The 23,497-nt window shown below is 74.2% G+C and carries 21 protein-coding genes and 1 pseudogene; 12 read left to right on the forward strand and 10 right to left on the reverse strand.

The genetic code is table 11. The features are described 5' to 3' along the window. Positions 1-609: 609 nt before the first annotated feature. Positions 610-936: pseudogene (locus tag ACFYUZ_RS03680) on the forward strand (serine hydrolase); the annotation flags it as partial. Between the two features lie 346 nt (positions 937-1,282). Here the strand turns inward: ACFYUZ_RS03680 and ACFYUZ_RS03685 are convergent. Further along, positions 1,283-2,179, reverse strand: a complete 897-nt coding sequence (locus ACFYUZ_RS03685; protein WP_389305948.1) for a DUF4184 family protein — start codon at positions 2,177-2,179, stop codon at positions 1,283-1,285. Between the two features lie 240 nt (positions 2,180-2,419). On the opposite strand from ACFYUZ_RS03685, the gene ACFYUZ_RS03690 reads away from it, so the two are divergent. The 3 genes from ACFYUZ_RS03690 to ACFYUZ_RS03700 all read left to right on the forward strand — a co-directional run bounded on the left by ACFYUZ_RS03690 (position 2,420) and on the right by ACFYUZ_RS03700 (position 5,542). Then, positions 2,420-4,231, forward strand: a complete 1,812-nt coding sequence (locus ACFYUZ_RS03690; RefSeq protein ID WP_389305950.1) for a lytic transglycosylase — start codon at positions 2,420-2,422, stop codon at positions 4,229-4,231. Positions 4,232-4,398: 167 nt separating this feature from the next. Beyond that, on the forward strand, positions 4,399-4,539 hold the full coding sequence (locus tag ACFYUZ_RS03695; protein ID WP_107072740.1) for an SPW_0924 family protein: 141 nt from the start codon (positions 4,399-4,401) through the stop codon (positions 4,537-4,539). Between the two features lie 10 nt (positions 4,540-4,549). Then, positions 4,550-5,542, forward strand: coding sequence for a DUF3068 domain-containing protein (locus tag ACFYUZ_RS03700; protein ID WP_389305952.1), 993 nt, complete (start codon positions 4,550-4,552; stop codon positions 5,540-5,542). Here ACFYUZ_RS03700 and hrpB read toward each other — a convergent pair. Further along, on the reverse strand, positions 5,526-8,072 hold the full coding sequence (gene hrpB, locus ACFYUZ_RS03705) for an ATP-dependent helicase HrpB (protein ID WP_389305953.1): 2,547 nt from the start codon (positions 8,070-8,072) through the stop codon (positions 5,526-5,528). The two genes, ACFYUZ_RS03700 and hrpB, sit on opposite strands and share 17 nt — an antisense overlap. A gap of 81 nt (positions 8,073-8,153) precedes the next feature. Next, positions 8,154-8,996: a class I SAM-dependent methyltransferase gene (locus ACFYUZ_RS03710; RefSeq protein ID WP_389305955.1), complete on the reverse strand. Its 843-nt coding sequence runs from the start codon at positions 8,994-8,996 to the stop codon at positions 8,154-8,156. 344 nt (positions 8,997-9,340) lie between these two features. Here ACFYUZ_RS03710 and rpsA point away from each other — a divergent pair, with 344 nt between their 5' ends. The 4 genes from rpsA to ACFYUZ_RS03730 all read left to right on the forward strand — a co-directional run bounded on the left by rpsA (position 9,341) and on the right by ACFYUZ_RS03730 (position 13,083). Next, positions 9,341-10,846 (forward strand): 30S ribosomal protein S1, encoded by a 1,506-nt coding sequence (rpsA, locus tag ACFYUZ_RS03715; protein ID WP_030692649.1) that lies wholly within the window; start codon positions 9,341-9,343, stop codon positions 10,844-10,846. A 214-nt stretch (positions 10,847-11,060) separates the two neighbouring features. After that, positions 11,061-11,999, forward strand: a complete 939-nt coding sequence (locus tag ACFYUZ_RS03720; RefSeq protein ID WP_389305958.1) for a PAC2 family protein — start codon at positions 11,061-11,063, stop codon at positions 11,997-11,999. A 31-nt stretch (positions 12,000-12,030) separates the two neighbouring features. Then, on the forward strand, positions 12,031-12,639 hold the full coding sequence (gene coaE / locus ACFYUZ_RS03725) for a dephospho-CoA kinase (protein ID WP_389305960.1): 609 nt from the start codon (positions 12,031-12,033) through the stop codon (positions 12,637-12,639). Positions 12,640-12,714: 75 nt separating this feature from the next. Then, positions 12,715-13,083, forward strand: a complete 369-nt coding sequence (locus ACFYUZ_RS03730; protein ID WP_389305962.1) for a tetratricopeptide repeat protein — start codon at positions 12,715-12,717, stop codon at positions 13,081-13,083. Between the two features lie 43 nt (positions 13,084-13,126). On the opposite strand, the gene ACFYUZ_RS03735 is transcribed toward ACFYUZ_RS03730, so the two are convergent. Together ACFYUZ_RS03735 and ACFYUZ_RS03740 are read right to left on the reverse strand one after the other, a co-directional pair. After that, entirely contained in the window at positions 13,127-13,396 is a 270-nt protein-coding gene (locus ACFYUZ_RS03735) for a DUF6343 family protein (protein WP_389305964.1), read from the reverse strand. Between the two features lie 92 nt (positions 13,397-13,488). Then, positions 13,489-13,824, reverse strand: coding sequence for a hypothetical protein (locus ACFYUZ_RS03740; protein WP_123451226.1), 336 nt, complete (start codon positions 13,822-13,824; stop codon positions 13,489-13,491). A 185-nt stretch (positions 13,825-14,009) separates the two neighbouring features. Between ACFYUZ_RS03740 and ACFYUZ_RS03745 the strand changes: the two genes are divergently transcribed. The 3 genes from ACFYUZ_RS03745 (at position 14,010) to ACFYUZ_RS03755 (ending at position 19,123) form a co-directional block, all read left to right on the forward strand. Beyond that, positions 14,010-16,859 carry an SNF2-related protein gene (locus tag ACFYUZ_RS03745; protein ID WP_389306270.1) on the forward strand — a complete coding sequence of 950 codons (2,850 nt, stop codon included), beginning with the start codon at positions 14,010-14,012 and terminating at the stop codon, positions 16,857-16,859. Between the two features lie 5 nt (positions 16,860-16,864). Beyond that, positions 16,865-18,136: an SWIM zinc finger family protein gene (locus tag ACFYUZ_RS03750; RefSeq protein ID WP_389306272.1), complete on the forward strand. Its 1,272-nt coding sequence runs from the start codon at positions 16,865-16,867 to the stop codon at positions 18,134-18,136. Positions 18,137-18,334: 198 nt separating this feature from the next. Then, positions 18,335-19,123 (forward strand): chaplin, encoded by a 789-nt coding sequence (locus ACFYUZ_RS03755; RefSeq protein ID WP_389305966.1) that lies wholly within the window; start codon positions 18,335-18,337, stop codon positions 19,121-19,123. Between the two features lie 47 nt (positions 19,124-19,170). On the opposite strand, the gene ACFYUZ_RS03760 is transcribed toward ACFYUZ_RS03755, so the two are convergent. The 3 genes from ACFYUZ_RS03760 to ACFYUZ_RS03770 form a co-directional block, all read right to left on the reverse strand. Then, on the reverse strand, positions 19,171-19,860 hold the full coding sequence (locus tag ACFYUZ_RS03760; protein WP_389305968.1) for a DUF2293 domain-containing protein: 690 nt from the start codon (positions 19,858-19,860) through the stop codon (positions 19,171-19,173). A 13-nt stretch (positions 19,861-19,873) separates the two neighbouring features. Further along, positions 19,874-20,332: a hypothetical protein gene (locus ACFYUZ_RS03765; RefSeq protein ID WP_389305969.1), complete on the reverse strand. Its 459-nt coding sequence runs from the start codon at positions 20,330-20,332 to the stop codon at positions 19,874-19,876. A gap of 69 nt (positions 20,333-20,401) precedes the next feature. Then, a complete protein-coding gene (locus tag ACFYUZ_RS03770) occupies positions 20,402-21,613 on the reverse strand; it encodes a pyridoxal phosphate-dependent aminotransferase (protein WP_389305971.1) in 1,212 nt (403 codons plus the stop codon). A gap of 84 nt (positions 21,614-21,697) precedes the next feature. On the opposite strand from ACFYUZ_RS03770, the gene ACFYUZ_RS03775 reads away from it, so the two are divergent. After that, positions 21,698-22,327: a winged helix-turn-helix transcriptional regulator gene (locus tag ACFYUZ_RS03775; protein WP_389305973.1), complete on the forward strand. Its 630-nt coding sequence runs from the start codon at positions 21,698-21,700 to the stop codon at positions 22,325-22,327. A gap of 17 nt (positions 22,328-22,344) precedes the next feature. Here ACFYUZ_RS03775 and ACFYUZ_RS03780 read toward each other — a convergent pair whose 3' ends face one another. After that, a complete protein-coding gene (locus ACFYUZ_RS03780) occupies positions 22,345-22,692 on the reverse strand; it encodes a MerR family transcriptional regulator (protein WP_389306274.1) in 348 nt (115 codons plus the stop codon). 26 nt (positions 22,693-22,718) lie between these two features. Beyond that, on the reverse strand, positions 22,719-23,471 hold the full coding sequence (locus ACFYUZ_RS03785) for an SDR family NAD(P)-dependent oxidoreductase (protein WP_389305974.1): 753 nt from the start codon (positions 23,469-23,471) through the stop codon (positions 22,719-22,721). Positions 23,472-23,497: the final 26 nt, after the last annotated feature.

Below are 23,497 nucleotides of genomic sequence, written 5' to 3' on the forward strand. Positions count from 1 at the left end.
CGCAGGTACGGCACACACGCGGTGCGGGTCCAGGCGCGGAACGCGGAGGCGCCGCTGAAGGGCGCCGTCCCGTGTGCCCACACGTCCCGCCCCAGCGGGACGATTGCCCACACGGGCGGGTGGGCCGGGGGCACCGCCCCCGCCGGGCGCGGGCCCGCACGGGCAGGGGCGAGGGCACGCCCGGTGGATGTGCGCCAGTCGGACCAGTCGGGGGGCGGGCCGCCCGCCCGCCTCCCAAGACTGGGAAGCATGATCCACCGCTCCCGCCTCCGCGCCTGGGCCCTCCTCGGCACCCTCCTCGGCGCGTCGGCCACCGCCTGGTCCTGGCCCGCCGAGGCACACCGGGCGCCCGCGCTCTGCACCTCGTCCCGCGAGCCGGCCCTCGCCACCCGGCTGTCCCGGGACATCGCGGCGGTGCTCCAGGGCCGCGAGAGCACGGTCTCCCTCGCGGTCCACGACCCCGGCCGCGGACTGCGCTGCCGACTGACCGACACCCTCGCGTACGACTCCGCCAGCATCGCCAAGGTCCTGATCATGCAGGCCGTCCTCGGGCGCGCGGAGGAGCTCGGCCGGGCGCCCACCCGGCTGGAGGCGCGACGGCTCAAGGCGATGATCACCCGCTCCGACAACACCGCCGCCACCGAGCTGTGGGAGGGGCTGTCCCGGGCCCGGCTGAAGAGGGTGCTGCGGGAGGCTGGCGCCCAGGACACCGTCCTGGGACGCGGCAACTACTGGGGCCTCACCCGCACCACCGCTCGCGACCAACTCGCCCTGCTCGCCGCGGTGTCACGCCGCAGCGAGGCGCTGTCCCTGATGGGGCAGGTCGTCCGCGCGCAGGCCTGGGGCGTCACCGCGGGCGCGCCCCGCACGGTCAAGGTCCACCTCAAGAACGGCTGGCTGTCCCGCGCGACCCATGCCTGGCGCGTCCACAGCCTCGGCATCGTGCGCCCGGCGGCGGCCCCGCCGGGCACCGGCACGGGCAGCGGCACCGGCACGGACACGGGCAGGGGCGCGGGCACGGACACGGGCAGGGGCGCGGGCACGGACACGGGCAGGGGCGCGGGCACGGACACCGGGGCGGGTACGCACCCGGGCGCCGGGGCGGACACGGGCACCGGCACCGGCACGACGAGCCCCGCCGTCGACTACCGCATCGTCCTCCTGAGCCACGACAACCCCACCATGCGGTACGGCGTCCGCACCCTGGAGAGCGTCGCCCTCGCCGTGCACCGCAGGCTCTCCGGCGGCGCCGCGGCCCGCGGCTACACCCCGCCGGAGAAGATCAGCGAGATCCCGGACGGGAGTGCTCCGGCCGAGGTGCCGGATCGGGGAGATCCCGGTGCGCCGGCGCGGCCGGAGTCGTCGGGGCCCGCCGCGACCCGAGGAGCCGCGCCCCCGTCCCGTACAGCACGAGCCCGACGGCGAGCCCCGCGCCGGCGCCGAAGCAGGCCGTCGGGATGACGTCGAGGGGCGTCTCGATCCGGTCCCAGCCCCAGTACGCCGCCCAGCGCAGCACCCGGTGGGCGACACCCGCGAGGACGCAGCCGCCGATCAGCCCGGCGGCCAGGAGCCGGCCGCGCCGCCCGGGGACCGGGACCCGGGACGGCAGCCCCACGCCCGGAGGGGCGGTGCGCAGCGCCCGCACCGTGCACCAGGTGAGGATTCCGAGGGCCAGTGCCGAACCCCCGTACTGCGCGTAGAGATAGACCGGGAAGCCGGCGACGATCTCGCCGAGGAAGGGGATCGCGCGGGTGCCCCAGCGGTCGAGGTGGGTGAAGGAGTCCCACACCACGTGCGTGGTGGCGCCGAGGATCGCCGAGAGGCAGAACCACCCGGCGAGCGCCGCCGGGTGCCGCTCCCGCCAGGGCCGGCCCCGGAGGAGCCCGTACACCCGGCCGCGCCACCGCTCGGGCAGCAGCGCGACGAGCGGCTCGCGCACGGTCAGCCACAGGGCCACGAGCGCGGCGGTGATCAGCACGTCGGCCGTGACGATCCCGACGGGGGAGTGGGTGACGTCCCCGAGGACCATCGCCCCGGGGAACGCGGTCGCGGCGAAGTAGGTCATGTCGGGCGAGAAGGACCCGGCGACGAGGGCGGACGCGACCAGCGGGCCGCGCGCGGTCCCGTCCCGGCGCAGCGCGGGCAGCACGGCGGCGGCGTGGCTCAGCGTGAACGGCAACGGGAGTTCCCCCAGGGTTCGGACGGTGACGGCGGCCGGTGTGCGGGGCCGACCGGAGTGCAAGAGGGGCGGGACGCTCCGGTCGGTTCCCGGAATCCCCCGGCCGACAAGCGGCCAAGAGGTGACGAAACCGTGAAACACGGTCAAGGGCCGGTGTTCGGCGGTCCGGAGTTGGCATAGGGTCACCTGAGGTCTCACGCGGGGAGCGTGGGACCGCGTCGATGGGAGGGGACGACGGACATGGGAGCGCACATCGGACGCCGACTGCGCAAGGGGGCCACCAGCGGTGTGGTGATGGCCGCGGCGGTCGCCGCGCTCGCCGCCTCGCAGGCGCCGGAGACGATCCCGCAGGCCACGGACAACACCGGCGGGGACCAGGCCGTCGGTGCCGGTGACACGGCCTCTCCGTCCGGGGGCGGCTCCGCCTCGGGCGATTCCCCGTACTACACGAAGCTGCCGCCGCTGATCACGCCGAACAAGCCCGGCGCGAGTACCGGTCTCCCGCTGACGACCGGCCCCGCCGAGGCCGGCATACCCGCGTCCGTCTACTCCGCCTACAAGCGTGCCGAGCTCTCGATACGTTCGACCGACCCCGGCTGCAACCTGCCGTGGCAGCTGCTCGCCGGCATCGGCAAGGTCGAGTCCGGCCAGGCGAACGGCGGCAGGGTCGACGCCAACGGCACGGCGTCGCCGCGGATCCTGGGCCCCGCCCTCAACGGCAACGGCTTCGCCCTGATCACCGACACCGACGGCGGCGCCTACGACGGCGACACGCGGCTCGACCGGGCCGTCGGCCCGATGCAGTTCATCCCGTCCACCTGGGCCACCTGGGGCCAGGACGCCAACAGCGACGGCAAGAAGGACCCGAACAACATCTACGACGCGGCGCAGGCCGCCGGCCTCTACCTCTGCGCGAACGACCGCAACCTCGCGCTCAAGGCCGACCTCGACCAGGCGATCCTCAGCTACAACCGGTCGAGGGAGTACCTGAACACGGTCCTTTCCTGGGTCGCCTTCTACGAGCGCGGCACCCACCAGATCCCGGACGGCACGGGCGCGCTGCCGGTCGGGCGCAGCGACAACGGCACCAGGGGCAACCGTCCCCACCCCGCCACGCCGCTCCCGACCGCCCCCACGACTCCGAGGCCGACGCCCGGCGCCCAGAAGCCGAAGCCGCCGTCGGACAACCGCCCCGGAACGGTCAAGCCGCCGACCGTTCCCACCAAGCCCCCGGTCACCCCGCCGGCGAAGCCGCCCGTCCTCCCGGCGGCCGCCAAGGTCGCACGGCTCGCGATCGTGGCCAACGAGAAGCCGACCACGACCACCGGCAGCGCCTTCACGGGGCTTCCCCGGGTCGCGGCGCTCGACGCCTCGGGCAAGCCGGTCCCCGGTGTGGACGTCCGCTTCGAGATCGTCGGAGCCACCGACACCCGGTTCGGCGCCGGCGGGACCACCGCCACCGTCACCACCGGCTCGGCCGGTCTCGCCACCTCCCCCGCCCTCCGGGCCGGCGAGAAGACGGGATCCTTCACCGTGCGGGCCACCGTCGTGGGCCGGACCCTGGGCGCGGCCGATTTCGCCGCGACCGTCACGGAGCGTCAGGCGGACGCCCTCACCCGTCTCGCCGGCGACCCGCTGTCGGCCACGACCGGCACCGCCTTCGCCCAGAAGGTCCAGGTGAAGGCCACCGACAAGGGCGCCCTCGCCCCCGGCGTGCGCGTCACCGCGGTGATCGTCACCTCCAAGACGGACCCCGACGAGAGCACCGAAGGCCCGTCCTTCAAGCGCGCGGACGGCACCACGGCCCGTACCGTCACCCTCGTGACCGGCACGGACGGACTGCTCACCATCGAGCCCGGCACCCTTCTCGCGGGCGACAAGGCCGGCACGTACTACGTGCGGCTGACCGCACCGGGCGGCGGCACCACCTTCGTCGACCTGACGGTCGGCGCCCCCGCCACGGCGGACCCGGAGCCGACCCCGGCGCCGACGCCCTCCGGCAGCACCTCGCCCGAGGCCACCCCCTCGCCCAGCGCCTCGCCTTCGGCCTGACCGGCCGCGCCTCCGCGCCGCGTTCCTCCGCGCCGCCCCCCCGTCCGCACCGGACGCGGGGGCGGCGCTTCGCGTTGCCCGGGTGCGATCTGTTCTCATCTCGCGGCCGCGTTGCTACGGTGCCCCCGCCCTGACGACCCATCAGATCGCCCCCCGGGAGGCCGACCATGCGCGCCCTCGTCGCCGCCGCCATCGGACTCGCCCCAGTCCTCCTCTTCGTCCTGCTCCTCTCCGTGGTCGATCTGCCGCCCGACGGCCCCACCTCGCCCAAGCCCCTCCTGACCGCCGACCCCGGCCCCAAGAAGTAAGGGGCCGACCGTGCGCCGCCGAGCCAGCCTCGTCCTGCTCGCCCTCGCCGTCTTCTGCGCCGCGATGGCCCCGACCCTGCGCTGGTACGCCTTCCCCCGCCTCGCGAAGATCCCGCCCAACCAGTACCAGGAGACCGTCCTGGAGGCGCGGCCCGCGACCCTCCTCGACTACTCCACGCTCAAGGCCGAGAAGGTCGACAAGATCACGATCATCCAGACCCTCAAGGGCAACGTGGAGGAGTCGCGGCGCATCGAACGCGACGCCGGACGTGACGTCGTCGTCTGGGACGCCCTCGCCTACGTCACGGGACCCGACGGCAAGATGGTCTCCAAGGTCCCCGAGCGGTACGTCTTCGACGCCCACACCCAGGACCCCGTCCACGCCACCGGCGAATCGGTCGACGGCGACCCGGTCCGGCGCGAGGGCATCGAGTTCAAGTTCCCCTTCCTGACCGAGAAGCGCGACTACCAGTACTTCGACGCCCAGACCCGCACCGCGGCCCCCATCCACTACAGGGGCACCCGCACCTTCCGCGGCACGGAGGTCTACTACTTCGAGCAGACCATCCCCTGGACGAAGGTCCCCATGCCCAAGACCATGCCGGTCAAGGGCATCACCCCGAAGATCCTCGCCGACTCCGGCCTCACCCGCTGGTACACGACCAAGCGCATGTTCTGGATCGAGCCGATCACCGGGGCCCCCGTCAACGGCGAGGAGATCCACAAGGAGGAACTCCGCAACGCCAAGGCGCTGATGGGGCGGGACACCCTCACCGTCTTCGCGGGGCACGTGAAGATGCGCGAGGACTACCTCGAGAGCGTCGGCGAGATGGTCGCCTCCAACCGCCTCATGGTCCTCATGCTCGTCTCCTACGTCCCGTGGAGCCTCACCGTCCTCGCCCTGCTCCTCCTCGCCCTCGCCCTCTGGCTGGAGGCCCGCTCGCGCCGCGGACCGGAGCCGCCCGCCGCCCCCGCCCCGACACCGGTCAGCGCTCCCCTCTGAGCCGCGCGCTGGTGTGCCGGGTCGGCACCGCCGCCGACGGGTCCTCCGGCCACGGGTGCTTCGGGTACCGCCCCCGCAGCTCCGCCCGCACCGCCCGGTAGCCGTCACGCCAGAACGACGCCAGGTCGGCCGTCACCGCCGCCGGCCTGCCGGCGGGGGAGAGGAGGTGGACGAGCACCGGCACCCCCGCCACCCGGGGCGTCTGCGCCAGGCCGAACATCTCCTGCAGCTTCACCGCGAGCACCGGCCGCTCACCCCCGTACTCGACCCGTATCCGCGAACCGCTCGGCACCTCGATCCGCTCCGGCGCCAGCTCGTCCAGCCGGACCGCCTCGCCCGACGCCCACGGCAGCAGCCGCCGCAGCGCCTCCCCGGCGTCGATCCGCCCCAGATCCGCCCGACGAGAGGCCCGGGACAGCTCCGGCTCCAGCCACTCCGCGGCCCGGTCGACCAGAGCCCCCTCCGACACGTCCGGCCAGGGCTCCCCCAACTCCCGGTGGAGGAAGGCGAGCCGCTCGCGCAGCTCCCCGGCCTCACGACGCCACCGCAACAGCCCGAGGCCCTCGCGCCGCAGGCCGTCGAGCAGCGCCTCCCGCACGAGAGCCGGCTCGGCCCCGGCGCCCAGGGGACGGACCGTCAGCTCGACCGCGCCCAGCCGGTCCACCGACCGCGCGACCACGTCCCCGTCCTCCCAGCGGACCTCCTCGCCGGTGCTCCGCAGATGCCCGGCCGCCCGGCACGCCATGGCCTCGTCCACCACCGCGGCGAGCCGCACCCGCGCCGTGGCGTCCCGCGCGGTGCGGTCCGCCACCGCCACGGCGAGCCACGGGCTGGACCGCAACCGAGAGCCCTCGGCCAGCCGCGCCCCGCTCCCCGACACCATCAGATAGCCGCCCTGCTCCCGGGCCCTGGCCACCCGCTCCGGGAACGCCAGCGCCGTCACCAGACCAGCCACGGCGTCGTCGCCCTCCCGCTCCCCGGCGGGGGCGTCCCCGCCGACCACCTCACCGGCCGACCGCTCCAGGCGCCGCGCCTCCGCCCTCCACCGCGCGCCGTACCCGTCGGCGCCCTGCCGGGCCGTGCGCCAGGCCGCCGCGAGGTCGTCCCCGTAGTCGCGCGGCGGCTCCTCGCTCAGCAGCGCCACCACCTCCGCCGCCCGCCGCGCCCCGACCTCGGGCGCGCCGTCCAGGAGCGCGCGCCCCAGCCGGGGGTGCAGCCCGAGCCGGGACATCCGCGCCCCCCGCTCCGTGGCCCGGCCGTCACCGTCGACGGCCCCGATCGACCCCAGCACCGCGCGGGCCGCCGTCATCGCCCCGGCCGGCGGCGCGTCGAGCAGCGCGAGCCCCTCCGCCGTCGGGTCGCCCCAGCAGGCGGCCCGCAGCGCGAAGTCCGCCAGGTCGGCGATCCGGATCTCGGGCGAGGGGAACCGCGCCCGGCCGCCGTCCTCCGCCTCGGCCCAGCAGCGGTAGACCACACCGGCCGCCTCACGGCCCGAGCGCCCCGCCCGCTGGGTCGCCGCCGCGGTCGACACCGGCACCGTCGCGAGGGAACCGAGACCCCGGGCATGGTCTGTCCGGGGCTCCCGCGCGAGCCCCGAGTCCACGACGATCCGCACCCCCGGAACCGTCAGGCTCGACTCCGCCACCGACGTCGACAGCACCACCCGCCTCCGGCCGCCCGGCCCGGCACCCCGCAGCACCGCGTCCTGGACGGCGGCGGGGGCCCGTCCGTGCAGCTGGAGCACCTCCGCGTCGACGCCGTCGAGCAGCCCCGCCGTCCGCGCGATCTCCCCCGTGCCCGGCAGGAAGCAGAGGACGTCCCCCTGGTGCCGCTCCAGCGCGAGCCGGACCGTCGACGCCACGTGCCGCAGCAGGGCCGGATCCACCCAGGTGCCGTGCGCGGGCCTGATGCCGGCCGGCGGCGCGGCGAACCTCACCGCGTACCCATGGCCCTCGCCCTCGCTCCGCACGATCGGCGCGGGACCGCCGCCCTCCAGGACCGTGAGCAGCTCCGCCCACGCCTCGGCGTCGCTCGTCGCGGACGCCGCGACCAGGCTCAGCTCCGGCCGCAGCGCCGCCCGGACGTCCACCAGGAAGGCCATGGCCGTGTCGGCGTCGAGATGCCGCTCGTGACACTCGTCGAGCAGCACCACGTCCACGCCCGCCAGCTCCGGATCGCGCTGGAGCCGCTGGAGCAGGATGCCCGTCGTGACCACCTCGACCCGCGTCGCGGCCCCGGTCCGCCGCTCACCGCGCACCGAGAAGCCGACCGCGCCGCCGACCTCCTCGCCGAGCAGCCAGGCCATCCGCCGGGCGGCGGCCCGCACCGCCATCCTCCGCGGCTCGGCCACGAGCACCCGACGGGCCGGTCCGTCCCCTGTGAGCCCCGCGAGCGCCAGCGGCACCAGCGTCGTCTTGCCGGTGCCGGGAGGAGCGGACAGCACCGCCGCGCCGCGCTCCGCGAGCGCGGCGAGCAGCTCGGGGACGGCATGGCGGACGGGGAGACGGTCGAACGCGTCGTTTCGGATCACGCACTCAGTCTCGTACGCGCCGCGAAGAAGGAGGGCCCCGTCGTCCACAGGGCCCTCCATCAGTACGACTGTCCGATGCGACTACCGGTCGTCCCGCTCGCAGACGAAGATCGCCGTCCCCGGGATCAGGTTCCCCCGCAGCGGGGACCAGCCGCCCCATTCCTGACCGTTCCAGGCCGGCCACTCCGGTTCGACCAGGTCCACGAGCCGGAAGCCGCCGGCCACCACGTCCCGCACCCGGTCCCCGACGGTCCGGTGGTGCTCCACGTACACGGCCCGGCCCTGCTCGTCCTGCTCGACGTACGGCGTGCGGTCGAAGTACGAGGCGGCGACCGAGAGGCCCTCCGGCCCCGGCTCGTCCGGGAACGCCCAGCGGATCGGGTGCGTCACCGAGAACACCCAGCGGCCGCCCGGCCGCAGCACCCGGCGCACCTCGCGGAAGACCCGCACCGGGTCGGCGACGAACGGCACCGCTCCGTACGCCGAGCAGGCCAGGTCGAAGGAGCCGTCCCGGAAGGGCAGCGCTCCCGCGTCCGCCTCCACCAGCGGCACCTCCCCGCCGATCCGCAGCGCGTGCTGGAGCTGCCGGTGCGAGAGGTCGAGGGCCACCGGCCGCGCCCCCTGGGCCGCCAGCCAGCGTGAGCACTGCGCCGCGCCCGCGCCGATCTCCAGGACGTCGAGGCCCTTCAGCGAGGCGGCCGGTCCCAGGAGTCCGGCCTCGGCCTCGTCGAGCCCCTCGGGGCCCCACACGAACCGGTCGTCGCCCAGGAAGGAACCGTGCTCGCTCTGGTACTCGTCGGCGTTCCGGTCCCACCAGCCGCGGCTCGCCCGGCTGCTCTCCGCGTCCCCCGCGTCACGCCGGGTCGCCTCGGCCTCGTCGGCCTCCCCGTCGACCGCGTCTTCGTGTCCGTACTCTTGGTTCATCTCGCCCGCCGATGTAGTTTGCGCTCAGTGCAGCCGTGCGGCGGACCCGCCGTGGTGGCGCAAGAGGCATGAGTGGTGCCGGAATTGAGTGGATCTGCCTCGGGTGCGCGCTTCGCGCATTGACCCTGTCCGGCCGCCCCCGTATGCTAAAGGTTGCGCTGCGGGCCTGCGCGCCTCAGACGGAGCAGGCCGCGCTCGTACCTGTTGTATGTCCCCTCGGTTTTCGAGGTTCCCTCCCGTTCGCGGAAGGGCGCTTCATTGGCTGTCCGGCTTCTTGGTGCGATACGGGCTCTCGGCGTAGCAGTACCTACGACTTTCTGTCCGTAACCGGAGCCCTTTCCCACATGACGAGCAGCACCGAGACCACCGCCACCACCCCGCAGGTTGCGGTCAACGACATCGGTAACGAGGAAGCCTTCCTCGCCGCGATCGACGAGACGATCAAGTACTTCAACGACGGCGACATCGTCGACGGCGTCATCGTGAAGGTCGACCGGGACGAGGTCCTGCTCGACATCGGTTACAAGACCGAAGGTGTCATCCCGAGCCGCGAGCTCTCGATCAAGCACGACGTCGACCCGAACGAGGTCGTCAAGGTCGGCGACGAGATCGAGGCCCTGGTTCTCCAGAAGGAGGACAAGGAAGGCCGCCTGATCCTCTCGAAGAAGCGCGCCCAGTACGAGCGCGCCTGGGGCACCATCGAGAAGATCAAGGAAGAGGACGGCATCGTCACCGGTACCGTCATCGAGGTCGTCAAGGGTGGTCTCATCCTCGACATCGGCCTCCGCGGCTTCCTCCCGGCCTCCCTGGTCGAGATGCGTCGTGTCCGCGACCTCCAGCCCTACGTGGGCAAGGAGCTCGAGGCGAAGATCATCGAGCTGGACAAGAACCGCAACAACGTGGTCCTGTCCCGCCGTGCCTGGCTGGAGCAGACCCAGTCCGAGGTCCGCCAGACCTTCCTCACGACCCTCCAGAAGGGTCAGGTCCGCTCCGGCGTCGTGTCCTCGATCGTCAACTTCGGTGCCTTCGTGGACCTGGGTGGCGTCGACGGCCTCGTCCACGTCTCCGAGCTGTCCTGGAAGCACATCGACCACCCGTCCGAGGTCGTCGAGGTCGGCCAGGAGGTCACCGTCGAGGTTCTCGACGTGGACATGGACCGCGAGCGCGTCTCCCTGTCGCTGAAGGCGACGCAGGAGGACCCGTGGCAGCAGTTCGCCCGGACCCACCAGATCGGTCAGGTCGTCCCGGGTAAGGTCACCAAGCTGGTTCCGTTCGGTGCGTTCGTCCGCGTGGACGAGGGCATCGAGGGTCTGGTCCACATCTCCGAGCTGGCCGAGCGCCACGTGGAGATCCCGGAGCAGGTCGTCCAGGTCAACGACGAGATCTTCGTCAAGGTCATCGACATCGACCTCGAGCGTCGCCGCATCAGCCTCTCGCTGAAGCAGGCCAACGAGTCCTTCGGTGCCGACCCGGCCTCGGTCGAGTTCGACCCGACCCTGTACGGCATGGCCGCGTCCTACGACGACCAGGGCAACTACATCTACCCCGAGGGCTTCGACCCCGAGACCAACGACTGGCTCGAGGGCTACGAGGCTCAGCGCGAGGCCTGGGAGACCCAGTACGCCGAGGCGCAGGCTCGCTTCGAGCAGCACCAGGCGCAGGTCATCAAGTCCCGCGAGGCCGACGAGGCCGCCGCTGCCGAGGGCGCTGCCGCCCCGGCCGCCGGCAACGCCGGTGCGGGCATCTCGGGCGGTTCGTACTCCTCGGAGTCGGACGACAACTCCGGCGCCCTGGCGTCGGACGAGGCGCTCGCCGCCCTGCGCGAGAAGCTGGCCGGCGGCCAGAGCTGAACAGGCTCTCCGCTGAGCGCTAGCCGCTAGCGAATCCGAGGCCCGTTCCCCTTCGGGGGAGCGGGCCTCGGTCGTTTTCCGGGCAGCTCGGCCCGACCGCTCCCGCCCGGCCGCCGCCGACTCCGGCGGGTTCCTCCGCCGGAAGATCGCCGCACCGGGAATTGCCGTGCCCCGCACGGCGTTTCCAGAGAGAACACGAGGAGGAGCGGTAATCGTGCTTGATCCCCAGGATTTGTACGAATGGGACCCGAAGGGCGTGGCCGTCGTCGACCTGGCCCTGGCGCAGGAGTCGGCCGGACTGGTCATGCTGTACCACTTCGACGGCTACATCGACGCGGGCGAGACCGGTGAGCAGATCATCGACCGGCTGCTCGACACCCTTCCGCACCAGCTGGTGGCCCGCTTCGACCACGACCGGCTCGTGGACTACCGGGCCCGCCGCCCCCTGCTGACCTTCCGGCGCGACCGCTGGACCGCGTACGAGACGCCGTCCATCGAGGTCCGCCTCGTGCAGGACGCCACCGGCGCGCCCTTCCTCGTCCTCTCCGGCCCGGAGCCGGACGTGGAATGGGAGCGCTTCGCCGTCGCCGTCCGGCAGATCGTCGAGCGCCTCGGGGTGCGCCTCTCCGTCAACTTCCACGGCATCCCCATGGGCGTCCCGCACACCCGCCCCGTCGGCCTCACCCCGCACGGCAGCCGGACCGACCTCATGCCGGGCCACCGCAGCCCCTTCGACGAGGCCCAGGTCCCCGGCAGCGCCGAGTCCCTCGTCGAGTACCGGCTCACCGAAGCCGGCCACGACACCCTCGGCGTCGCCGCCCACGTCCCGCACTACGTGGCCCGGTCCCCGTACCCGGACGCGGCCCTGACCGCCCTGGAGGCCGTCACCGCCGCCACCGGCCTCGTCCTCCCGGGCGTCGCCCACTCCCTGCGGACCGAGGCCCGCCGCACCCAGACCGAGATCGACCGCCAGATCGGCGAGGGCGACGAGGAGCTGGTCGCGCTCGTGCAGGGCCTTGAGCACCAGTACGACGCGGTGGCCGGTGCCGAGACGCGCGGCAGCCTCGTCGCCGAGCCGGTCGACCTGCCCTCGGCCGACGAGCTGGGCCGCGAGTTCGAGCGCTTCCTCGCCGAGCGGGAGGGCGACTCCTGACCCCGCCGGGGCAGGCCCTAAGCTGCCGCTCATGCTGAAGGTGGGCCTGACCGGCGGGATCGGCGCCGGCAAGAGCGAAGTGTCACGGCTGCTCGTCTCGTACGGAGCCGTGCTGATCGACGCGGACCGGATCGCGCGCGAGGTCGTCGAGCCCGGGACGCCGGGGCTCGCGGCCGTCGTCGCGGCCTTCGGGGAGGACGTCCTCACCGGGGAGGGGACCCTGGACCGGCCCAAGCTCGGCTCCATCGTGTTCTCCGACGCGGACCGCCTCGCCACCCTCAACGCCATCGTCCACCCCCTGGTGGGGGCCCGGTCCGCGGAGCTGGAGAGCCGCGCCGGCGCCGGGGACGTCGTCGTCCACGACGTACCGCTGCTCACCGAGAACGGGCTCGCGCCGCTGTACGACCTGGTCGTGGTCGTGGACGCCTCTCCGGAGACCCAGCTCGACCGGCTGGTACGGCTCCGCGGCATGGCCGGGGCCGAGGCCGAGGCCCGGATGGCGGCCCAGGCCACGCGCGCGCAGCGACTGGCCGTGGCGGACCTCGTGATCGACAACGACGGACCGCTCGACGCGCTCGAACCCCAGGTGCGGAAGGTCTGGGACGAGCTGGAGCGCCACGCGAAGGCCGCCGAGGAGTAGGAGGGGGCGTCTTCCGGAGGAATGCGGCCGCGGGGTCCGGTGTTCAACCACCGCATCGAGGGGAAGGATTCCATCGTGGCCGACAGGAACCCGGAAACGCACGTCATCGACTTCCGCGCCGCCGAGCACCTGCTGGCCGCGCGGGACCCTCGTGGGGCCGTGAAGCTGCTGGACTCGGTCATCGCCGCCCACCCCGAGAACACGGCCGCGCGGCTGCTGCGCGCCCGGGCGTTCTTCGCCGCGGCACAGCTCCGGCCCGCACAGCTGGAGTTCGAGCTGGTCCTGGAGCGAGAGCCGGACAACGCCTTCGCCCACTTCGCGCTGGCCCGCACCTTCGAGCGCTCCGGGCAGACCGCCCAGGCCACGCGGCACTTCCGCCTCGCCGCCGCGCTCGACCCGAAGCCGGAGTACCTCCAGGCGGCGGGCTTCGACACGCAGAACTGAGACGGGCGGGGCCGAGACACGCGGGACCGAGAGGGACGGGACGTCAGCGTCCCGGGCCGCCGTGATCGGGTTCGTACGGCGGGATGCTCCGGCCCGGCTGCCAGTGAGCGCCCTGGTGGAGGCGGCGCAGCACCACCGCCAGGTCGACCGTGACGACCAGGAACAGCGCTCCGCAGGCCGCCGCCCAGCCGGGGCGGCCCACCAGGGCGAACACGGTCGTGCCGAAGGCCGCCCAGAGCAGCCCCCACATGCTCAGCCAGAACCGCAGGCGCAGGGCACTGCGCGCGGTGGCCGGCTCGTTCCCCGATCGCATGACGGTCGCATCTCCCCTCGGAGTCCCGAGGTCACTTCCAGCATGTACCCCGGGCGGGGGAAACGGAACACGCGCCCGACGGCCCGCCCCGACTAGTGGACGACGCTGTAGCTGCGCCAGGGCAGGGTGTCCGGGGCGATCCTGTTCCCGGTGTTGCTGGGCACGTAGATGGAGTTTCCTCCGCTGCAGTTGCGGGTCCGGTACATCACGATGTCGTTCAGGGAGTTGTTCTCGACCTTGGTCACGCCGGACGGCGCCAGACGGTGGCAGCCCTTCACCGACGGACTGGTCACGCTCACCAGCAGGTCGCGCTCCGTCTCGTACTTGATCGTGCCCACGGCGCTGCGGCCGAGGCCCGAGCAGCCGGCGACGGCGAGGGTGAGCAGCACGGCCCCGGTGGCGGTCGTGAGACGCCGGCGAACGGACATGGCGGATCCTCTTCTGTCGTGTGGTCTCAGGCCACCATGGCGCCCGCGGGCGACGCTGTCATCCGCTGCTGGGCCGCCCGGGGGAACCGCCCGGCGGCCGTTGTCAGACCCCACCCGTAAGGTCGGAGGTCCAGTGGGGAAGCGACACACAGCGGGAGGGGAGCACAGCCGTGGCACACACCTGGATGACCAGCGCCGCCGTCTTCCTGCCCGCCGCCCTTCCCCGTGACGGCCGGGTCGCCTTCTGGGCCCCCGACGGCGGCGCCCCGCCGGACCCTGCGGTGAGCGGGGCGGAGCGGGTCGAGCTGACCGTGGCCCGGCGGCACGGCAGCGGTGCCCGGGGCCGTTCCGTGCCCGCCGTGTCCCTGCCCGTCGAGGCCGCGCTGCCGCACCTCGTCGCGGCCCGCCACCATCCGGCCGCGCACCCCGCCACCGCCGGCTGGGGCGCCGCCGCCCTGCACGCCCTGCACCTGGCCGCGCGCGGGCGGCTGCTGCCCGGACTGACCGCCGACGACCTGGACGCCTGGCGGGCCGGACCGCTGGACGCCGAGGACATCGCCCACCTGCGGGCCGTCGCCGCCGCCCTGCCCTACGAGGGGTACGCCGTGCCGGTCCCGGGGCGCGGTCCGCTGCGGCTGCCCGAGCCCGAGGCCCTCGTGCGCGCCTTCCTCGACGCGGTCGCCGACACCCTGCCCCGGACCCCGGCCGCCGCCCACGCGGTCGGCGCGCCGTTCGCGGCGCGCGCCCCGCAGCACCTGCCCCGTGCGCGTGCCTGGGCCGCCGAGGCGGCGGCCGGGATGGACGCCGGGGTGCGGGTCTCGCTCCGCCTCGACCTCTCGCCGTACGAACTCTTCGACGCGACGGACACCACGGGCACCCCCGGCCCGGGCGGCCCGGGGGACGGCGGGGAGCGCCACGCCGCCGCCGCGCTCCTCCAGGTCCACAGCCTCGCCGACCCCACCCTCGTCATCGACGCCGCGGACCTGTGGGCGGGGGACGGCGAGCACTTCGGGCCCCGTGCCCGGATCGACGCCGTCCTCGCCCTGCGCCGGGCCGCCCGCGTCTGGCCCCCGCTCTCCCGCCTCCTGGAGCGGGACGTGCCCGACGTCCTCGCCGTCACCGAGGACGAGTTGTACGAACTGCTGGGGCCGGCCGCCGCCCGCCTCGCCGACGCCGGGGTCGCCCTCCACTGGCCGCGGGAACTCGCCCGCTCGCTCAGCGCCTCCGCCGTCGTCCGTCCCGCGCACGCCGCGCCCGGCTCCGCCACCGACGGCACCTCCTTCTTCGACAGCGAGGAGCTCCTGCGGTTCGACTGGCAGCTGGCGCTCGACGGCGATCCGCTCACCGAGCGCGAGATGGACCTCCTGGCCGAGGCCCACCGGCCCGTCGTGCGCCTCCGCGACCAGTGGGTCGTCGTCGACCCCGCCCTCGTCCGCAAGGCCCGCAAGCGGGAACTCGGCCTGCTCGAACCGGTCGACGCCCTCGCCGCCGCGCTCACCGGCACCGCCGAGGTCGACGGCGAGTCCGTCCCCGCCGTCCCCGTCGGCGCCCTCGCCGCGCTCCGCGACCGGCTCCTGGCCGGCCCCGAGGACGTGCAGGCACCCCCCGGCCTCACCGCCACCCTGCGCGACTACCAGCTCCGCGGCCTCGCCTGGCTGGACCTGATGACCTCCCTGGGCCTCGGCGGCTGCCTCGCCGACGACATGGGGCTCGGCAAGACCGTCACCCTCATCGCCCTCCACCTGCGCCGCGCCCGCCGCGCCCCCACCCTCGTGGTCTGCCCGGCCTCCCTCCTCGGCAACTGGCAGCGGGAGGTGCGGAGGTTCGCCCCCGAGGTGCCCGTCCGGCGCTTCCACGGCACGGACCGGGACCTCGACGGCACCGAGGGCGGTTTCGTCCTCACTACCTACGGCACCCTGCGCACCAGCGCCGCCCGGCTCGCCGAGCGGGAGTGGGGGATGGTCGTCGCCGACGAGGCGCAGCACGTCAAGAACCCCTTCTCCGCGACCGCCAAGGCGCTGCGCCGGATTCCCGCCCCCGCCAGGGTCGCCCTCACCGGCACCCCCGTGGAGAACAACCTCTCCGAACTCTGGGCGCTCCTCGACTGGACCACTCCCGGGCTCCTCGGCCCGCTCAAGGCCTTCCGCTCCCGCCACGCCCGGGCCGTGGAGAACCACGAGGAGGTCGAGCACGAGGAGGCCGTCGAGCGGCTCGCCCGGCTCGTGCGCCCCTTCCTGCTGCGCCGCCGCAAGTCCGACCCCGGGATCGTCCCCGAACTCCCGCCGAAGACGGAGTCCGACCATCCCGTCGCCCTCACCCGCGAACAGGCCTCGCTGTACGAGGCGGTCGTCCGCGAGACCATGACGCGGATCGAAGGAGCCGAGGGCATGGCCCGCCGGGGCCTCGTCATGAGCCTGCTGACCTCGCTCAAGCAGATCTGCAACCACCCCGCGCAGTACCTCAGGGAGCAGGCTCCGCGCGGCAGCGGCACCGCGCGGCTCGCCGGCCGCTCCGGGAAGCTCGCCCTGCTCGACGAGCTCCTCGACACGATCCTCGCGGAGGACGGGTCCGTGCTCGTCTTCACCCAGTACGTGTCGATGGCGCGGCTCCTCGCCGACCACCTGGCCGCGCGCGGGATCCCCGCCCAACTCCTGCACGGCGGCACACCGGTGGCCGAGCGGGAGCGGATGGTCGACCGCTTCCAGGCCGGTGAGGTCCCGGTCTTCCTGCTCTCCCTGAAGGCCGCGGGCACCGGCCTCAACCTCACCCGGGCCGGCCACGTCGTCCACTACGACCGCTGGTGGAACCCGGCCGTCGAGGAGCAGGCCACCGACCGGGCCTACCGCATCGGTCAGACCCAGCCGGTCCAGGTCCACCGACTCATGGCCGAGGGGACCGTCGAGGACCGCATCGCCGAGATGCTCCGTGCCAAGAGGGCCCTGGCCGACGCCGTCCTCGGCTCCGGCGAGGCCGCCCTCACCGAACTCACCGACCGGGAGCTCGCCGACCTGGTGTCCCTGAGGAGGCCCTCGTGAACCACATCCGGGGCGCGCGCGGCGCCCGGGGCGCCGCCCCTCGCCACGACGACCGCCGCCGCAGCTTCCCGCAGGTCGCTCCGCGCTCGGCGCCCGACGGCCGGTTCGCCGCCTCCTGGTGGGGGAACGCCTGGGTGGCCGCCCTGGAGTCCACCGCCCTCGACCCGGCGCGGCTCGCGCGCGGCAAGGCGTACGCGGGACGCGGCCACGTCGACGCGATCACGGTCACCCCCGGCCGGGTCGTGGCCTACGTCCACGGCAGCCGGCCCCGCCCGTACCGCACCGAGATCAGGATGCGGACCCTCGGCGACGACGGCTGGGAGCGGTTCCTCGACGAGGCCACCGCCCGCCCTGAGCACATCGCCGCCCTCCTCGACAAGGACGTGCCGCACGCCTTGGAGGCGGTCACCGGACTGCTGCCCGCGCCGGGCGACCTCGTCCCCGACTGCTCCTGCCCGGACGACGGCTACCCCTGCAAGCACGCCGCCGCCCTCTGCTACCAGGCCGCCCGCCTCCTCGACGAGGACCCGTTCGTCCTCTTCCTGATGCGCGGCCGCGGGGAGCAGGAGCTCCTCGCCGAGCTCACCCGGCGCAACGTCGCCCGGGGCGCCGCCGAGACGGGCGCCGCCGCCCCGCCGATGCCCACGGTCCCCGCCCGTGTCGCGCTCGCCGCGGCCACCGGGACCGGGCTCCCGCCGCTGCCGCCCGAGCTGCCGGTCCCGGACCGGCCCGGCCGCCCCGCCGTCTTCCCGCCGGACCCGGACGCCCCCGATCCGCTCGCCCTCGACCTCCTCGCCACCGAGGCCGCCGCCCGCGCCCACGCGTTCCTCGCCACCGGCCACGACCCGGTCGCCACGCTCACTCCCTGGCAGGACGCGGTCCGGCTGGCCGCCGCGCACCCAGGCTCCGGACTCACCGCCTCGTCGCGCGCGCTCTACCGCGATCTGGCGGGGGCCCTCGACCGCACCCCCACGGAGCTCGCCCGCGCCGTCGCCGCCTGGCGCCAGGGCGGTGCGGCGGGCCTCGCGGTCCTCGAAGAGCCCTGGGACCCGCCGGCCGGCCCGTTCGACCGGGCCAGACCCGCGCTGCTCGCCGCCGACTTCCCCGCCTTCCGACCCTGGCGCAACCGGCTCTCCGGGGAGTCCCTCCAGCTCCGGCTCGGCCGCGACGGCCTGTGGTACGGATACGAGTCGGACGCCGGCCGCGAGGACTGGTGGCCGCGCGGCGCCCCCGACCCGGACCCGGTGGGCGCCCTCACCGATCTCCTGGGGCGTTGAGGGGCGTTGAGGGGTGTCGACGGGCTTCGACGGGTTTCGAAGAGCGTCGGCAGGCGTCGACGGGCGTTGACCCGACACTCGAACGGAGTCCCACTCGATGGAGTGAAACCCGTCAACGGCCGGATCCGGTACGCGTGTTTGTCGCGTTGATTCCGGTACGGGCACTTGCCCGTGCACACCTCCGGAAGGCAGGAAGCCATGAGGCAGATTCGCCGAAGTGGTCTGGCCACACTGTTGGTCACGGGCGGAGCGCTCGCCCTCTCGGCGGGCGCCGCGCACGCCGACGCCGGCGCCGAGGGCGCCGCGGTCGGTTCGCCGGGAGTCGGTTCCGGCAACACGATCCAGCTGCCGGTGCACGTGCCGGTCAACGCCTGCGGCAACACCGTCAACGTCGTCGGACTGCTCAACCCGGCCTTCGGCAACGGCTGTGCCAACCGCTCCACGCAGCGCGAGGCCGGGGGCTACGGGGACGAGAAGGGCGGCGGCTCCCACAAGGACGTGCCCGGCACCCCGCGCGGCGGCGAGCAGGCCGGCGGTTCCCAGAGCGGCTCCCACGGCGGCGGCTCCTCCAACGGCGGCGGGTCCACCGCCGAGACCCACGCCGGGGGCTCCCCCGGCGTGCTCTCCGGGAACGGCATCCAGCTGCCCGTCGACCTGCCGGTGAACGTCAGCGGCAACTCGGTCAACGTGGTCGGCATCGCCAACCCGGTCTTCGGCAACACCGCGGTGAACGGCCCGGCCAAGCCCCAGCAGCCGATCGAGACGCCGACGCCGCGCCCGCAGACCCCCGTCCGGCACGTGCCGGGCCCGCGGGCCGAGACCGTGACCCCCGCCCCGGCCCCGGCGCCGCAGGGTGAGACGAGCACGGCCTCGCTGGCCACCACGGGTGCGGACGCCCTGGGCTACGCCGGTTCCGTGAGCGCCGCGCTGCTCCTCGGCGGCGCCCTGCTGTACCGCCGTGGACGCCGCGCCGGCGACCAGGCCTGAGGACCGGTTCCCGGAGACCCGGCCGACGCGTGCTGACGCCCGAGCCGTCAGCCGCGTTCCCGGCCGCTCGTGGTCCCGCGGCCCTGGCGCCAGGTCCGGAGCACCGCCTCGATGGCGGGCGCGACCCTCGTCCGGGCCTGGTGCCGGGGGACCCCCTGCATCAGCAAGGAGTCGTACGGCGTGTCGACGTGCCGTACGGAGGCTCGTACCGCGGCGGTGACCGCGCCGCGGTCGAGCGAGCGGCCCGCGGCCGTGCGCCCCACCCGTCCACTGCCCTTCGCCGAGGCGTGGACGGCGATCTCCGTGGCCCGGTCCGCCGGGCAGGACGGGAAGAGCCGCAGGATCTCCGTCAGGAGCGCCGCGGTGATCTCGGCGTCGACGGCCGCGCGCCGCACCGCGTCCCGGGCCCGCCGAGCGGCCCGTGCCTCGGCGTCCGCCAGGCAGGCCCGTTCCGCCTCCGCGAGGGCGGCCTCCTCGACGAGCAGGCCCTGACGCTCGTACCGGGTGCGGCGCCGGTTGTGCCGTACGACCACGGCCCAGAGCGTGCTGGCCTCCCGGGCGCGGCGGGTGAGCGCCGTGTCGCCCCGGCGCAGGAAGACCAGGTGGCCGAGGTCGGCACAGTCCAGACAGACCGGCGCGTTGTACTCGACGATCATCCGGTCCAGCGGCCCCCGGTGGCATTCCGAGCAGCGGCGGCGCCGGAGCGGCTCGACGACGACGGGCGCGACGAGGTCCACGGCCGGTCCCCGCTCAGCGGACGCCGGGCGCGGCGGCGGCGATGAACAGGGCGAGCGCCTCCTTGGCCTGCTCGGAGCGGCGGGCGCGGTCCGCCTCGTCGACCGCCTCGTGCATGCAGTGGGACTCCACGAAGGCCGCCTCGGCGAGTCGCCGGGTCTCCGGGTCGTCGCAGACCAACTGGACCCGGAAGAGGGCCTGTCGGGCGGCGGTGCGCTGCCGGTAGGAGGCGTGACGGGACTCCTCCGCCTCCTCCGAGCCGGGATGCGCGAGGGACCGGAACCAGCGGTCGTTCTGGCTGTGCCGGTAGTCGACGACAGCGCCCGCGAAGGCGCTGTAGGTCTCGATCCGCTCCTGCCGGAGCTGCTCGGTGCGGGCGAGCGCGGCCGTCCGCTCGGTGGCCCGCGCCTGGAACCAGTGCGTGAAGACCACGCCCAGCAGGGTTCCCGCCACGGCTATCAGCGCCGCATCCATGACCGGCCGCCCTCCCCGTACTCCTCGGCCTTCAGACCCGTAGATCATGACAGCAGGAGGGGGCCGGCGTCACTGCCGGTAGCCGCTCAGGAATCGGCCGATGCGGCTGACGGCGGCGTCGAGGTCGTCGGCGTACGGCAGGGTCAGGATGCGGAAGTGGTCCGGACGCGGCCAGTTGAAGCCGGTGCCCTGGACGACCTGGATCTTCTCCCGCAGCAGCAGGTCGAGGACGAACCTCTCGTCGTCGTGGATCTTGTGCACGGCGGGGTCGAGGCGGGGGAAGGCGTACAGCGCGCCCTTCGGCTTCACGCAGGAGACCCCGGGGATCTCGTTGAGCTTCTCCCAGGCCCGGTCGCGCTGTTCGCGCAGCCGGCCGCCCGGGGCGCACAGCTCGTGGATCGACTGCCGGCCGCCGAGCGCGGCCTGGATGGCGTACTGGGCGGGGGCGTTGGGGCAGAGCCGCATGGAGGCCAGCATGGTGAGGCCCTCCAGGTAGTTCCCGGCGTGCTGCTTCGGGCCGGTGACGACCAGCCAGCCGGAGCGGAAGCCCGCGACCCGGTAGGTCTTGGAGAGGCCGCCGAAGGTGAGGACGACCAGGTCGGGGGCGAGGGAGGCGATCGGGTGGTGGACGGCCTCGTCGTAGACGATCTGGTCGTAGATCTCGTCGGCGAGGACCATGAGGCCGTGGCGACGGGCGAGGTCGAGGATGCCGTCGAGGACCTCCTTCGGATAGACCGCGCCGGTGGGGTTGTTGGGGTTGATGACGACGACGGCCCGGGTCCGGTCGGTGATCTTCGACGCCATGTCGTCGAGGTCCGGGTACCAGTCGGCCGACTCGTCGCAGAGGTAGTGCACGGGCTTGCCGCCCGCGAGGGTCGTGACGGCCGTCCACAGGGGGTAGTCGGGGGCCGGGATCAGGACCTCGTCGCCGTCCTCCAGGAGGGCCTGGGTGGCCATCGAGATGAGTTCGGAGACGCCGTTGCCGAGGTAGACGTCGTCGACGTCGACCTCGGTCAGGCCCATCGACTGGTAGCGCTGGGCGACGGCGCGGCGGGCGGACAGGATGCCGCGGGAGTCGGTGTAGCCATGGGCCTTGGGAAGCATCCGGATCATGTCCTGGACGATCTCCTCGGGCGCCTCGAAGCCGAAGAGCGCGGGGTTTCCGGTGTTGAGGCGCAGGACGCTGTGGCCCGCCTCCTCCAGGGCGTTGGCCTGCTCGATGACCGGCCCGCGGATCTCGTAGCAGACCTCGCTCAGCTTGCTCGACTGCCGGAACTCCATGCGCCGACCTCCCCAGAAGTGTTGTTGCTTGGTTTTACCAAGTTCGAGCTTGGAAAGTCCAACAACATGTCTAGACTGCGTCGCATGCCACGTCAGCCACGCCGCCGCAGCTACGACCAGCACTGCGCCGCCGCGCGCGCCCTCGACCTCGTCGGCGACCGCTGGACCCTGCTCGTCGTCCGCGAACTCCTCGCCGGGCCGCGCCGCTACACCGACCTCCACGCCGACCTCCCCGGCGTCAGCACCGACATGCTCGCCGGCCGCCTCAAGGACATGGAGGGCGCCGAACTCGTCACCCGGCGCCGACTGCCCCCACCCGCCTCGGCGTACGTGTACGAACTCACCCCGCGCGGACGTGACCTGCTGCCCGTCCTGCGCACCCTCGCCGCCTGGGGCGCGCCCGAACTCGGCGAGCCGCGGCCCACCGACGCCGTCCGCGCCCACTGGTACGCGATCCCGCTCCTCGGCGCGCTGGCGGAGCTCGGCGCGGGGGTCGTCCAGGTGGCCCTCGACGAGGGCGAGTTCCACGTACGGCTCGGGGCCGACGGCGGTGTGTCCTACGGGGACGGGCGGGTGGACGCCCCCGACGCCCGGCTGCGGACCGACACGGCGACCTGCAGGGCCCTCGCCGAGGAGGAACTGACGCTGAACGAGGCGCTCCGGTCGGGCCGCGCCGTGCTGGAGCGGACCGCGCCGGTGGCCGCGCGGGCCTGAGGGGCCAGGGCCCGGGGTCAGCCCCGCGCGGCCAGCGCCTTCGCCAGGCGGTCGCGGGCCGCGGTCTGCGCCGCGATGCGCGCGTCGATCACGGCGAGGCGCTCGCGGGCGATCTCCAGGGCGCGGGCGGACGGTGGAACCGCCGAGACGTCCCCGTCCAGACAGGCGCGGAACGCGGAGACGTCGTCCAGCGTGAACCCCGCGTCCAGCAGGTACCGGATGTTCGACACCCGCGTGACGGCGATCTCCTCGTACGCCCGGTACCCGTTGGCCGCGCGGGCCGACGTGATCAGCCCCGCCTGCTCGTAGTGCCGCAGGGCGCGGGCCGACACCCCGGTCCGCCGGGCCAGTTCGCCGATGCGCAAGGACGTCACCTCCTCGCGCAGTCGTATCACGAGACCAGCGCACCCCCGTCGACGGGCAGGACGGTGCCGGTCAGGAACGCGGCGTCCGGGGCGGCGAGCGCCGTGATCGCCCAGGCGACCTCCTCCGGCCGTCCGACCCGCCCCAGCGGGGTGTGCGCCAGCTGCCAGGCCCGCACCGCCTTCCGCCGCTCAGGGGAGAGGCCCATGTGGTCCGCGATCGGGGTCTCGATCGCACCGGGCGCGACCGCCACGACCCGGACGCCGGCCGGCGCGAGCTCCACCGCCCAGCAGCGGGTCAGGGTCTCCAGGGCGCTCTTGGTCGCCGGATAGACGGAGTTGCCGGGCCAGCCGCGCTGGCCGATCGTCGTCGTCACGTTCACCACGACGCCCCGGGACTCCCGGAGCGCGGGGACGGCCGCCTGGGTGAGCAGGACCGGGGCGACGAGGTTCGTCTCCAGGAGCGGGGCGATCACGGAGCGGTCGAGGGTCCCGAGCGGGCCGCCGGCGGAGATCCCGGCGTTGTTGACGAGGACGTCGAGCCGGCCGTGGTCCGTCAGCGCGGCGCGGACGATCTCCTCGGCCGCGCCCTCCGCCGTGACGTCGGCGGCGAACGGACGGATGCCCGGGTGCCCCTCGGCGGTCTCCCGCAGCGGCTCCTCCCGGCGGCCGACGGCGACGACCGTCGCCCCCTGCGCGGCGAACGAGCGCGCGGTGGCCCGGCCGATGCCGGTGCCCGCGCCGGTGACGACGACGACCCTGGTGGGTGTGGTGGTGTCCATGGACCCGATGCTCGGACCCTGACGCC

This window comes from Streptomyces sp. NPDC004266 (genome assembly GCF_042874095.1).
GTDB lineage: Bacteria > Actinomycetota > Actinomycetes > Streptomycetales > Streptomycetaceae > Streptomyces.